Source organism: Bacillus sp. HY001, from assembly GCF_007558965.1.
Taxonomy (GTDB): domain Bacteria; phylum Bacillota; class Bacilli; order Bacillales; family Bacillaceae_G; genus Bacillus_A; species Bacillus_A mobilis.
Map to the genome: position 1 here is coordinate 145884 of NZ_VLTE01000032.1, position 13792 is coordinate 159675.

General features: G+C 38.5%; 14 protein-coding genes. 1 reads left to right on the forward strand and 13 read right to left on the reverse strand.

The annotated features are described in order from the left end of the window. Window positions 1-2: 2 nt before the first annotated feature. The 3 genes from FOT98_RS17410 to nuoA are packed head-to-tail and all read right to left on the reverse strand — an operon-like array spanning window position 3 to window position 2142. Window positions 3-1268 carry an NADH-quinone oxidoreductase subunit C gene (locus FOT98_RS17410; RefSeq protein WP_063262326.1) on the reverse strand — a complete coding sequence of 422 codons (1266 nt, stop codon included), beginning with the start codon at window positions 1266-1268 and terminating at the stop codon, window positions 3-5. Further along, window positions 1265-1783, reverse strand: a complete 519-nt coding sequence (nuoB, locus tag FOT98_RS17415) for an NADH-quinone oxidoreductase subunit NuoB (protein ID WP_000236331.1) — start codon at window positions 1781-1783, stop codon at window positions 1265-1267. Before nuoB ends, FOT98_RS17410 begins: the two co-directional genes overlap by 4 nt. Then, window positions 1774-2142, reverse strand: coding sequence for an NADH-quinone oxidoreductase subunit NuoA (nuoA, locus tag FOT98_RS17420; protein WP_063262327.1), 369 nt, complete (start codon window positions 2140-2142; stop codon window positions 1774-1776). Before nuoA ends, nuoB begins: the two co-directional genes overlap by 10 nt. 290 nt (window positions 2143-2432) lie before the next feature. On the opposite strand from nuoA, the gene FOT98_RS17425 reads away from it, so the two are divergent. Next, window positions 2433-5162: a putative bifunctional diguanylate cyclase/phosphodiesterase gene (locus FOT98_RS17425; protein ID WP_063262328.1), complete on the forward strand. Its 2730-nt coding sequence runs from the start codon at window positions 2433-2435 to the stop codon at window positions 5160-5162. Window positions 5163-5178: 16 nt separating this feature from the next. Here FOT98_RS17425 and FOT98_RS17430 read toward each other — a convergent pair whose 3' ends face one another. From FOT98_RS17430 to atpB, 10 genes are all read right to left on the reverse strand, one after another. Next, window positions 5179-5832: a DUF975 family protein gene (locus tag FOT98_RS17430; protein ID WP_063262329.1), complete on the reverse strand. Its 654-nt coding sequence runs from the start codon at window positions 5830-5832 to the stop codon at window positions 5179-5181. Between the two features lie 47 nt (window positions 5833-5879). Then, on the reverse strand, window positions 5880-6671 hold the full coding sequence (locus FOT98_RS17435) for a DUF975 family protein (RefSeq protein WP_063262330.1): 792 nt from the start codon (window positions 6669-6671) through the stop codon (window positions 5880-5882). Between the two features lie 130 nt (window positions 6672-6801). After that, on the reverse strand, window positions 6802-7203 hold the full coding sequence (gene atpC / locus FOT98_RS17440) for a F0F1 ATP synthase subunit epsilon (RefSeq protein ID WP_060487972.1): 402 nt from the start codon (window positions 7201-7203) through the stop codon (window positions 6802-6804). A 20-nt stretch (window positions 7204-7223) separates the two neighbouring features. Then, a complete protein-coding gene (atpD, locus tag FOT98_RS17445; protein WP_001032603.1) occupies window positions 7224-8633 on the reverse strand; it encodes a F0F1 ATP synthase subunit beta in 1410 nt (469 codons plus the stop codon). A 317-nt stretch (window positions 8634-8950) separates the two neighbouring features. Beyond that, window positions 8951-9811 carry a F0F1 ATP synthase subunit gamma gene (gene atpG / locus FOT98_RS17450; protein ID WP_000157696.1) on the reverse strand — a complete coding sequence of 287 codons (861 nt, stop codon included), beginning with the start codon at window positions 9809-9811 and terminating at the stop codon, window positions 8951-8953. A 290-nt stretch (window positions 9812-10101) separates the two neighbouring features. Continuing rightward, on the reverse strand, window positions 10102-11610 hold the full coding sequence (atpA, locus tag FOT98_RS17455) for a F0F1 ATP synthase subunit alpha (RefSeq protein ID WP_000027514.1): 1509 nt from the start codon (window positions 11608-11610) through the stop codon (window positions 10102-10104). 11 nt (window positions 11611-11621) lie between these two features. Beyond that, a complete protein-coding gene (gene atpH, locus FOT98_RS17460) occupies window positions 11622-12164 on the reverse strand; it encodes a F0F1 ATP synthase subunit delta (RefSeq protein ID WP_000064683.1) in 543 nt (180 codons plus the stop codon). Next, entirely contained in the window at window positions 12161-12667 is a 507-nt protein-coding gene (gene atpF / locus FOT98_RS17465) for a F0F1 ATP synthase subunit B (RefSeq protein WP_001142618.1), read from the reverse strand. Before atpF ends, atpH begins: the two co-directional genes overlap by 4 nt. Before the next feature lie 129 nt (window positions 12668-12796). Next, window positions 12797-13015, reverse strand: a complete 219-nt coding sequence (gene atpE / locus FOT98_RS17470; RefSeq protein WP_000052064.1) for a F0F1 ATP synthase subunit C — start codon at window positions 13013-13015, stop codon at window positions 12797-12799. Between the two features lie 56 nt (window positions 13016-13071). After that, a complete protein-coding gene (atpB, locus tag FOT98_RS17475; RefSeq protein ID WP_048542682.1) occupies window positions 13072-13791 on the reverse strand; it encodes a F0F1 ATP synthase subunit A in 720 nt (239 codons plus the stop codon). Window position 13792: the final 1 nt, after the last annotated feature.

The following is a 13792-nucleotide window of genomic DNA, read 5'->3' on the forward strand; positions in this document are numbered from 1 at the left end:
AGCTACACCTCCACATCATGCGGTTCATAATCTTTCCTAAGCGGGTGCCCTATCCAATCATCTGGCATTAAAATACGTGATAAGTTGGGATGCCCCTTAAATACAATACCGAGCAAATCATACGCTTCTCGCTCCGGCCAGTCCGCGCCTTTCCAAAACGCTGTCACCGATTCTACTTGCGGCTCTTCCCTATCCAGCTTCACCTTCACCGCTACTGACTGTTTCTTTCCATATGAAAATAAATGAACATATACTTCCATATGTGTCACAAAATCTGTCGCATGTAGCTCTGACATATAATCAAATGCAAGTCCCTCGTGGAACCGCAGTAATTCCATCACTTCATAATACTTTGAAGGCTCCACTACAAGAGTTGGCACATCTTTTGAAAGTTTATTAATGTAGGAATCTACTAATATATCCTCTCCTATTTTCCCCTTAATAATTTCAACATACTGATTTAAATACGGCTGATTCACGGATGGCTCTTCCTGCTTCGTTTCCTCTTCCTTCTTACCTTCAGCACCCTTTGTCTTCGCCCTTGCAGCCGCAGCCGCTTTCGCCTTCGCTGCTGCAATCGCCTTCGCCTTTTCATCTCCCGAATCCCCATCACCTTGCAAGGCCTTCGCCTTCGCTAGAGCCGCTGCTTTTGCCTTCGCTATCGCCACGGCCTTTGCTTTCGCCTTAGCCTTGTCCTCTTCCGTTACTTCTTCGCTTCCTTCTCTTTTTTGCTTCGCTAATGCTGCCGCTTTTGCTTTTGCGGCTGCCACGGCCTTCGCCTTCGCTTTGGCCTTTTCTTCTTTCGTCACTTCTTCGCTTCCTTCTCTTTTTTGCTTCGCTAGTGCTGCCGCTTTTGCTTTTGCGGCTGCCACGGCCTTCGCCTTCGCTTTGGCCTTTTCTTCTTCCGTCACTTCTTCGCTTCCTTCTCTTTTTTGCTTCGCCAATGCAGCCGCTTTTGCTTTTGCCGCGGCGGCTGCCTTCGCTTTCGCTTTGGCCTTTTCTTCTTCCGGTACCTCTCCTATTCCTTCTCTTTTTTGCTTCGCTAACGCTGCTGCTTTTGCTTTTGCCGCAGCGGCTGCACGTCGTTTTGCTTCTTCCACAGTTATATCATCATTTTTTGGTAGCGCTTTCTCTTTTTCTCGATTTTCTTCCTCAAGTTTACTTATTTCCGCATCATGTTTCGCAACAAGACGCTTTCTCGCCTCTTCTTTCGCACGCCTAGCCGCTTCTCTTTTCAAATCCTCTAAGTCTTTGTTTGGATCACTCATTTATTCGTCACCTGCTTCCCCGTCTTGGCCTCGTAACGAATTTTCTCTTTCAATTTATTAATTCCATAAATTAAGGCAGCAGGATTAGGTGGACAACCAGGAATATACACGTCAACTGGCACGATTTGATCTACACCTTTCACAACAGCGTATGAATTTACATATGGACCACCTGCTGTCGCACAAGATCCCATTGCAATAACCCACTTTGGTTCAGGCATTTGATCGTATAAACGCCGAACAATAGGAGCCATCTTCTTCGTTACCGTTCCCGATACAATCATAACGTCTGATTGCCTTGGTGAAGTCCGAAAAAATGACCCAAATCGATCTAAATCATAATGTGATGAACCTACTCCCATCATTTCAATTGCACAGCATGCTAGTCCGAATGTCATCGGCCATAAGGAATTGCTCCGTGCCCATCCTTTCAATTGCTCCAATGTAGAAAAAAAGATATTTCGTTCTAATTCCGCACGTTCATTTGGATGTAATTCCTCAAAATTTATAACCATTGTAACACCTTCTTTTTCCAAGCATACGCTAATCCAACTAGCAACATTACAACAAAGATGAGCATTTCAATCAGTGCAAATAAACCGAGCCTGTCATATGCGACAGCCCATGGATATAAAAATAAAGTTTCTACATCAAAGATGACAAACAATAAAGCAAAAATATAATAACGAGCATGAAACCGAATATTCGCATCATGAAAAGGCTCAATCCCACTCTCATACGTCGTCGCTTTCGCTGCACTTGGTTTGTTTGGACGCAGCATCCTTCCTAATGTAAGAGCCACTACCGGCAGCAATATGCCTAATAGCAAGAAAATCAAAACGATCATATAACTATTTTCATATACACTTGCCATTGTGAAACCCTCCCCCCTGAATTAAGAACAAGTTCACTTAGTAAACAATATGTCCTAGTTGCAGTAATTATTATTTTTAAATTTTTCTAAATAATGCAACTATTTTAATCATTATAGCAAACTTCAAATTCCTATGTCGATATGTTGGGGACAGAAACGAGAATTATTAAAATCTGTTTTTATAACTCGCGCCATACCTGTGCAAAATAAATATAAAAATTATATATATTTTTCAAGAAACTATAAAAAATAAAAGAGGAATTTATATGTATATACCGTGGGTGAGATAAATGAAAAAACAAACACATGTAAGTATTCTTATAAGCATTATATTGTTGTCTATAGTGACTCATTACGTAGCAATGCCTTTTCTATACGAATACTCATTTCCTTTTCAAGTATTAATTGGGGTGAGTTCACTATTCATTGATATTATCGCTTGTAGCTATATACTTTATTTTTCAAACATGAAAGAAGGGTTACCTCGTTTATTTTGGACCGTATTATCTGTTGGAACTCTCTCTTATTTCATTGGTGATATCGTCGTTGCCTATCAACGTTTAATTTTAAAGGACTACTATACATTTGTTGATGCGTCCGATTTTTTTTATTTACTTTTTTTAATTAGCTTTGCATTTGCCTTTCTATATGAAATCATCTACAACCGCGATTTATTAGAAAAGCTTTTTATGATATGTGATATTTGTATTATTGTTACAGCACAATTCACTTTAAGTTACTACTTACTTATTGAACGCACCATTCACGTTTCTTCAACATCCTATGTCGACATATTCGTTCAACTTACCTATCCAATGGCCGATTTACTCTTTTTTCTCATAGGAATCAATCTGTTATTCAAGCCATTATCCTTATTATCCAAAAAAGTTGGTGCACTTCTTGGCAGTGCTTTAATTTTATATGCTACTACAGACGCGATTTATGCTTATATTAAATACTTCACACCCGAGTATTCTATGTTTACAGTTACCCCTCTCTATCAAGTAACTTTAGTACTAGTAGCAATCGCCTGTATTCTGCATACAAAAGAACCCGAAAAACAAGAACAAGTACTATTAACACCTAAAATTGGTGAGTCGATCAGATTGTCATTACCTTATATTTCTGTAGTCATGCTTATTGTTTTTATATTAGTTGAATACGTTTTTGCACCTATTGTAGTAATTGGGCTCATGATAACTTTCTCCTTCGTTCTCATACGCCATAGTTTAGTTCGAAAACAAAATAAAATATTATTACTAGCCCAAATGCAATTCAACTTAGAACTCGAAAAACAAATTGAACTACGTACAGAAGATTTAGTAGAACAAAAAAATGAACTATACCATAACCAACAAATGTTTAAATCTTTATACGAGCACCATCCAGATCCAATTTTCACATTAGACTTGTACGGTAATTTTCTTAATGTGAACAACGCTGGTACTACTTTACTCGGTTATCAAACGAATGAATTATTAAATCAACCTTACTATTCACTTATGTATGAAGAAGATTTGGAAGAAATCATTAATGCCTTTCATCGCGTAAAAAAGGGGAAATCTATTTCTTTAGAAATACGGGCATATCATAAAAATAGAGATATTTACTACTTGCATGTTACAGCTGTTCCTATCTTTTTAAAGAATCATATTTCTGGAGTTTATTTAATGATTAAAGATATTACGGAAAGCAAACAACAACAAGAACAAATTAATTTTCTAGCATATCATGATACGTTAACAGAGCTTGCAAATCGTCGTGCATTTCATCAATATGTAGAACAAGCAATTGCTCGATCCGAAATATCAAAAAGGCCTTTTGCTGTTATGTTTCTCGACCTAGACCGCTTTAAAGTTATTAATGACACCCTCGGTCATAGGGTAGGAGACCTTCTATTAATTGCAGTAGCAAAAAGGCTTGAAAGAATAGCAACACCAAATATGAAGCTCGCCCGATTAGCTGGGGATGAATTCACAATCCTTATTGAGAATTATAAAAAAAGACCCGATGTAAAAAAAATAGCTGATGCGATTGTAGCAGACATGAACGAACCATTCGAAATTGAAAATCAACATTTAAAAATCTCACCAAGCATCGGGATTGCAATATATCCTGAAGCAGGTGAAGATCCATTATCAATCTTGCAGCATGCCGATATGGCCATGTACGAAGCAAAAAACAAAGGGAAAAACGGTAGCTCTCTGTACACGAAAGAATTGTATAAAAAAATGGAACGAAAAGCTCGAATTGAAAAAGATTTACCACTCGCTTTAGTAAACGAAGAATTTTATCTCGTCTATCAACCACAAATTGATATTACGACGAAAAAAATTATTGGAGCTGAAGCATTAATACGCTGGAAACACCCACTCCTAGGTGATATTCCGCCATGTGAGTTCATTCCAATTGTAGAAGAGACACCACAAGTCGTGCCACTCGGTCATTGGGTATTAAAAGAATCTTGTCGTCAGTTAAAAATATGGCATACTTTCGGCTACAAAGATTTAAAAATAAGTGTGAACTTATCAGCAAAAGAGTTCCAGCAAGATAATTTAATCCAGAACATTTCACAAATCATAACAGACATTAAAGTCGATCCAAAGCATGTAACACTTGAGTTAACAGAACGAATTGCAATGATCGATGAAAAAGAAACATTATCAAGACTAAAACAATTAAAGGAATATGGTATTCAAACGTCCATTGATGACTTCGGTACCGGCTATTCTTCTCTCGCTTATTTATCTATTTTCCCTATCGATACATTAAAAGTACCTAGAGAATTTACACAACTAGCCGATCATCGGCCTGAGGAAAGAGCCATTGTTTCCACTATCCTTTCCCTTGCAAATACTTTAAATCTTTCCGTCGTCGCTGAAGGAATTGAAACAGAAAAACAACTTAAGTTTCTACAAAAAAACAACTGTAAATATATGCAAGGTTACTATTTCAGTAAACCACTTACTAGTCATCAATTCATAAAATTTCTACAAAAAACACCCAGTATGAACCAATAGCTCATACTGGGCGTTTTTATAGTGTCGGAATTGTTTTCTCGTAATATTCCTCTGCAATCTCTTCATAAAAAGCTGCTGACGTCGTATAAAAATATGGAATTAGCCATAGGAATCCAATTCCTAACGTAATACAACTTAATATAAACCAACCGATAAAGCTTAAACATAAAATGAAATACTCCATCTTATGTCCATCCATCATACGACGGCTTTCTGTAATAGCTTGATTTATAGAATACTCAGGGTGATCATTTATAATAAAGTACGTCATCGCATAAGAAAATGATTTAATAATGCCTGGAATAATAAATAGTAAAAACCATAAGAAAATATAAATGTTCACTACTATATATAATAAAAATGACTTGATAAACTTACTTCCTTCTGTAAACCATCTAAATATATGCCCAATACGCGCTTCTTTCTCACGAAGAATATGTAGTGCTAAATAATAACCACCTAGCGTTAATGGACCTACCATCAATATTGAAATAACGTCTACTGAAAGTGAGCTATTTACTTCTTTCCAATACCAAACCTGAGAGAAAATAAAATTAATACTAAAACTAAAAGCCGAAATAAGAATCGAAATCAGTAATGTTGCACCGACAGCTAATCCCCATTTCCCTTCTAATGAATCTAGCGCTTCTCCTTTTAAATCACTAATCATAACCGTCCTCCTATACGTAATAACTCTATTAGTATAGCATGTTCCTACTACAATTCATCTTTTGAAAGATGGCGATAAAAATGCGCTGTCGTTGTACTCATATACGGGCTAAGCCAAAGAAAACCTATTCCAAGTGTAAGAATTGCTAAAATTGCCCAACCTATAAAACTCAGCCACAACAGAAACAAATCCAATTTGTGCCCCTTCATAAGATGCTTACTTTCTTTCATTGCCTGTGAAACACTATATTCTGGTTTTTCAACCATCACATAATACGTCATTGAATACGAAAAATACAGGATAGTCATTACAATACCCGAGATAGCTAATAAAATAAAGAAAACGATTATGAATGATGGATTTGCACTCTCATCAAAAAACCCTAATGTCCCAAACACAATCATTCCTAACATTGGCACCCATGCACCTGTATATAACAAAATTGCAACCATAGCCCACATTGTTTTCATCATTCTTTTAAAACCACGGAACCCTTCAAACAAGTAATCCACTCTAGCATCTTCTCTTTTACTTATTTGTAGAAACACATTCGTATAACCGTATGTTGTAATACCATAAGCTGCATAACTTAAAATTATCATAAGACAATAAAAAACCCCAAACGTAATCACAGCTGCAATTCCCATCGCTTCTTCTCCAATTGAACCGATTGAGATAGAAGCTAAAAGAAATATTATAACTCCTGGAATTAATAATATAAGCATTACAGCCATTGAAACGACGTAACTTATGATATGATATAAAATCGTTGATCCAACACCTAGTCCCCAATTCCCCTTTAAAGAGTGCAACGCTTCTCGTTTCATTTCACCAATCATTTATTCATCTCCTTTATAAATTGTTGTACATTCTCTACTTATACAAGCATCAATATAATTATACCATTTTTGTAAAATTATCCATAAACCACACAAAAAAATCCGTAAAGGCAAAGCCTTTACGGATTTTTTATTTCATATCGGAAACGTTTAAACGGTTCACAGCACGTTGTAATGCCATTTCTGCACGTTTAAAGTCAACATGTGCTTGTTTATCTTGCATACGTTGCTCAGCGCGACGCTTCGCTTCATTTGCACGATGGATATCGATATGGTTTGCTTCTTCAGCAGATGATGATAATACAGTTACTTTATCTGGACGAACTTCGATAAAGCCACCGCTTACCGCTACATAATCAGTGTGTCCACCATGTTTCAGACGAACTGCACTAATTTTTAATGGTGCAACAGTTGGAATGTGGCCCGGTAAGATCCCCATTTCCCCACTCTCTGCTTTTACGCTTACCATTTCTACTTCTTTTTCGTAAACCGGTCCATCAGGAGTTACAATACTGACTGGAAATGTCTTCATAATTCGTCCCTCCTAAGGCCTTACGCCATCATTTTCTTCGCGTTTTCAATAACTTCTTCAATGCCACCAACAAGGCGGAATGCATCTTCTGGAAGGTCATCATATTTTCCTTCTAGAATTTCTTTAAATCCGCTAACTGTATTTTTTACAGGTACGTAAGAACCTTTTTGACCTGTAAACTGCTCAGCTACGTGGAAGTTTTGAGATAAGAAGAATTGAATACGACGAGCACGATGTACAACTAACTTATCTTCTTCAGATAACTCATCCATACCTAAGATAGCGATGATATCTTGAAGCTCTTTATAACGCTGTAAAGTTTGCTGTACTTGACGAGCTACTTCATAATGCTCTTCTCCTACGATTTCTGGAGAAAGCGCACGAGATGTAGATGCTAATGGATCTACGGCTGGGTAAATACCCATTTGTGTTAAACGACGCTCTAAGTTTGTTGTTGCATCTAAGTGAGCGAACGTTGTAGCTGGTGCTGGATCCGTATAGTCATCGGCTGGTACATATACCGCTTGGATAGACGTGATAGATCCTTTATTTGTAGATGTAATACGCTCTTGTAATTGACCCATTTCTGTTGCAAGTGTCGGTTGGTAACCTACCGCAGATGGCATACGACCAAGAAGGGCAGATACTTCAGAACCTGCTTGTGTGAAACGGAAGATATTATCGATGAACAGAAGTACGTCTTGTCCTTGCTCATCACGGAAATGTTCAGCCATTGTTAAACCTGTTAATGCAACACGTTGACGTGCTCCAGGTGGCTCGTTCATTTGTCCGAATACCATCGCAGTTTTCTTAATTACGCCAGAATCGCTCATTTCGTGGTATAAATCGTTACCCTCACGAGTACGCTCACCTACACCAGCGAATACAGAGATACCACCGTGTTCTTGTGCGATGTTATTAATTAATTCCTGAATTAATACAGTTTTACCTACACCGGCACCACCGAATAGACCGATCTTACCACCCTTAATGTAAGGAGCAAGTAAGTCTACTACTTTAATACCAGTTTCAAGAATTTCTACTTTAGTAGATAATTCTTCGAATGCAGGTGCTTGACGGTGAATTGGATCACGACGTACATCGGCAGGAACCTCACCATCTAAATCAATTGCATCACCTAATACGTTAAATACGCGACCAAGTGTTGCATCACCAACTGGTACAGAGATTGCTTTACCAGTATCTTCTACTTCTGTACCACGAACAAGTCCGTCTGTGGAAGACATTGCAACTGTACGAACTGTATCATCACCTAAATGAAGTGCAACTTCAAATGTTAAGTTAATGCTTGTTCCGTTTTCGTTGCTTTGTTTTACCGTAAGGGCGTTGTAGATTTCTGGTAGCTTTCCGCCATCAAACTTAACGTCTACAACCGGACCCATGATTTGCGTAACGCGCCCTTTATTCATCGGGTTCCCTCCTAGCTTTCTTTTAATTAGCTAACTTGCTACGAGCAGTTAGCTTTTCATTTTTTATTGGTTTATAGCTTACGCGGCTCTTTTGAAAGAGCCGCCTACGCTTTTTATTGAATCTAGCTCCGGTGGCTAGAAGGGTCGGTCATTTCACCCCTTCCTACGAGGCAAAGAACGCCTCTTTGTCAGGAGTTCCAATGCCCTCCCCTTCTGAGCAAGCCACCTACGCTTTTTATTGAATCTAGTTCCAGCGGCTAGAACAGTCGGTCATTTCGCGCCTTCCTGTTCTGGACGAGCCGCTTCCACTTTTTATACTACTCTAACGCTGCTGCTCCACCAACGATTTCCGTAATTTCTTGCGTAATCGCTGCCTGACGCGCACGGTTGAATGAAAGTGTAAGTGAATCGATAACTTCCATTGCGTTGTCTGTAGCACTCTTCATTGCTGTCATACGCGCTGCGTGTTCACTTGCTTTACCGTCTAGTAATGCACCGTACACTAAGCTTTCTGCGTATTGTGGCAATAGTACTTTTAAAATTTCTTCTTCAGAAGGTTCGAATTCATAAGCTGTCGTCGGTTTATCAGACGCCACATCAGTAAGCGGTAAAATTTTATTTTCCGTTACTTCTTGTGAAATTTTACTTACGTAATGGTTGTAGTAAATATACAGCTCATCATAAGCACCATCTGCAAACATCGCAATTGCTCGAGAAGCAAGATCTTTAATATCAGTAAATGATGGGTGGTCAGATAGTCCAACTACTTCATCAATGATGTTAAAGCCGCGACGTTTTAAATAATCACGTCCTAGTCGGCCAAGCACAATAATTGAATATTGGTTTGAGTCCATATTATGACGTTCACGAATTACGTTACTTACTGTACGTAATACGTTACTGTTATAACCACCTGCTAGTCCGCGATCAGATGTAATAACGATGTACCCTGTACGCTTTACAGGACGCGCATTTAGCATCGGATGATTAATTCCTTTACTTCCTTGCGCAATGCTCGCTACTACTTCTTGAATCTTTTCCATATACGGAACGAAAGATTTAGCATTTTGCTCTGCACGGTTTAACTTAGATGCAGATACCATCTCCATCGCTTTCGTAATTTGACTCGTTTTCTTTGTCGAGTTAATCTTCGCTTTTATATCGCGTAAAGATGCCACAGGTTTTCACCACCTTTTTTCCGGAAGTTGGCACGATTAGTAAGAGTTCTCTTCCTAATCTACGTTGCAAGATATTCTTGCTCATGATTGAAGGAAAAGAATAGGTGCACCTACTCTTTTCCTTTACATAACCGTCAGCAATCTCAGAGCCTGAGATGCCTTATATATATATTATCTAGCTCCAGCGGCTTGAATGTTCGGTGGCTTCACTTCTTCCTACGAGGCAAAGACCGCCTCTTCGTCAGAAGCTCCATCCCCCTCACATTCAGGACGAGCCGCTTCCGCTTTTATTATTCAGAAGCTACGAATACTTTTTTAAATCCATTAATAGCTGCTGCAAATTTGTCGTCATCCGCAAGTTTCTTAGTTGTGCGGATTTCTTCTAATAAGTCAGTCGCATTAGAATCTAACCAAGCATGTAATTCTTCTTCGAAACGAGTGATATCTGCTACTGGGATATCATCTAGGAATCCACGTGTTAAAGCGTAAAGAATGATAACTTGTTTCTCTACACGTAACGGTTTGTGTAATCCTTGTTTTAATACCTCAACAGTACGAGCACCACGGTTTAGTTTCGCTTGAGTTGCTTTATCAAGGTCAGAACCGAACTGAGCGAACGCTTCTAACTCACGGTAAGATGCAAGGTCAAGACGAAGTGTACCTGATACTTTACTCATTGCTTTAATCTGAGCAGATCCACCTACACGAGATACAGAAGTACCCGCATCGATCGCTGGACGTACGCCAGAGAAGAATAGGTCAGATTGTAAGAAGATTTGTCCATCCGTAATAGAAATTACGTTTGTTGGGATGTATGCTGATACGTCCCCTGCTTGTGTTTCGATGAAAGGTAGTGCAGTTAAAGAACCACCGCCTCTTGCATCACTTAATTTTGCTGCACGCTCTAATAAGCGAGAATGTAAGTAGAATACATCCCCTGGATAAGCTTCACGACCTGGAGGACGACGTAATAGTAATGAAAGCTCACGGTAAGCCGCTGCTTGTTTTGATAAGTCATCATATACTACTAATACGTGTTTACCATTGTACATGAACTCTTCACCCATTGTTACACCAGCATAAGGAGCTAAGTATAATAATGGAGCTGGTTGAGAAGCAGATGCAGTTACAACGATTGTGTAATCTAATGCACCGTGCTTACGTAGTGTTTCTACTACGTTACGTACAGTTGATTCTTTTTGTCCGATAGCTACATAGATACAAATCATATCTTCATCTTTTTGGTTAATGATTGTATCAAGTGCAACTGCTGTTTTACCTGTTTGACGGTCACCAATGATTAACTCACGTTGACCACGGCCAATTGGTACAAGAGCATCGATCGCTTTAATACCTGTTTGAAGTGGCTCATGAACAGATTTACGATCCATTACACCTGGTGCTGGACTTTCGATTGGACGAGTGTTTGTTGTATTGATTGGGCCTAAACCATCAACTGGTTGACCTAATGGGTTTACAACACGACCGATTAGTTCTTTTCCTACTGGTACTTGCATGATGCGACCAGTACGACGAACTTCGTCACCTTCACGGATTTCTGTGTAAGGTCCTAAGATAATGATACCTACGTTGTTTTCCTCTAAGTTTTGTGCTAGTCCCATAACGCCGTTAGAGAACTCTACAAGTTCACCAGCCATAACGTTATCAAGACCATGAGCACGCGCGATACCGTCACCAACTTGGATAACTGTACCAACATCACTAACTTCGATTTCAGACTGATAGTTCTCGATTTGTTGCTTTATCAGTGCGCTAATTTCCTCAGCTCTGATGCTCATGTGCTTCACCCCTATCTATTCTTCATTAATTCACGCTGAATACGTGCTAATTTTCCTTGTAAGCTTCCGTCATAAATGCGATTTCCAATACGTACTTTAATGCCGCCTAGTAAATCTTCATCTACAACATTTTTTACGCGAATTGCATCTTTTCCTGTTCTCTTTGCAAATGCTTCTGCAATGTTAAGCTTCTCTTCTTCTGATAGAAGACGAGTAGAATATACAGTTGCATCCGCTACGTTACGTTCTTCATTAGCAAGAACAACGTATTCATCTGCAATTTCAGGTAAGATATCAATACGTTTGTTATCAATTAAAATATATAACGTATTTAAAATAGATTCAGAAACAGACCCGAATACGTTTGCAAGAAACGTTTTCTTTTGTTCCTTTGAAATGTTCGGTTGCGTTAAAAAGCTATGTAGTTCTCCGTTCTTTACATAAACGTTTTGTACAAGGCGTAATTCCTCTTCAAACATTTCTAATACGTGTTTTTCTTTTGCAATTTTAAAAAGAGCGACAGCATAACGTTTTGCTACAATCCCATTGCTCATCGCGCTTCTCCTACTTCTTTAATATAATCGCGAATTAACTTAACTTGATCTTCTTCTTTTAACTCTTTTTCAATTACTTTAGAAGCAATTTGAACAGATAAAGAAGCCACTTGTTCTTGTAAAGCAGCAATCGCTTGCTCTTTTTCGCGTTGAATTTCTTGTACAGCAGATGCTTTAATTGATTCTGCTTCTTCTTTCGCAGCAGCAACAATAACATCTTTTTGATCTACAGCTTGTTTTTTCGCTCTTTCGATTAACTCTTGTGCTTCAACACGCGATTGTTTTAACATTTCACGTTGTTCTTCTACTAATTTCTTCGCTTCAGCGTTACTTCTTTCTGCAGCGTCGATTTCATTAGTAACATGCTCTTCACGTTCTTTCATAATTCCCATTAAAGGACCCCACGCAAATTTGCGTAGCATTACTAATAGAAGTAAGAAAATGAACAATGTATAAGCAATCGTTCCAAATGGAATGGCAGCCCCTAATAATAAAGTTGGCACAAGGATTCACTCCCTTCAAAATATCTAAATTGATCATATGAAAAAAAAAGACATACGTTTCATCCATAAAGCAATGGCGAAGAAAGTTCGGAAAAACACTCTTCGCCATCTATGTAAGGGGAGTCTCCCTTATTTGTTCATTACGATGAATGCAATAACTACACCGATGATTGGAAGTGCCTCAACTAAAGCAACCCCGATGAACATAATTGTTTGAAGTGCGCCTTTTAATTCTGGTTGACGAGCAACACCTTCGATTGTACGTGATACGATAAGACCGTTACCAATACCTGCACCTAATGCTGATAAACCAATTGCAATTGCAGCTGCGATTACACCTAAACTCATTTAATTTGTCCTCCTTTGTATTATAAAAAAATAAATTTTTTCTTACTTAAATTATATTAATGGTCATGGCTTACTTTATGAGCCATATAAACCATCGTTAACATAACGAAAATAAATGACTGGATTGACCCAACGAATACGCTGAATCCCATCCATGCTAACATTGGTACAAGCGCACCTAATGCTCCAAGGAATGATGCCCCGCCTAACTTAGCAAGTAATCCTAATAAGATCTCACCTGCATAAATGTTACCGAATAAACGAAGACCTAACGTTAATGTGTTAGCAAACTCCTCAATAACCTTTAATGGGAATAAGAATTTCATAGGTTGGAAATAACCTTTTACGTATTCTTTCGTACCCTTCATCTTAATTCCATAATAATGGGTGAGGGTAACTACCATCACGGCTAATGTTAATGTAACTGCTGGATCAGACGTTGGTGATCTCCACCATGCAATATGTTCGCCAGCCTCAACTGTTGAATACATGAATGGTAAACCAAGGAAGTTCGATACGATGATAAACATGATAAGCGTAACGCCAAGCGTTAAGAAACGTCCACCTGTTTTCCAGTCCATCGTACTATTGATAATCCCTTTCACGAAGTCAAACACCCATTCCATGAAGTTTTGCATCCCGGTTGGGCGAAGGGCTAAACTGCGAGTTCCGATAACAGCGATTAAGAAAACTATAACTGCTGCTACAGTAACCATCATAACTGATGACAAATCGAACGTTAAACCTAGAAATTTAACTAATTTACCGTGTTCCACT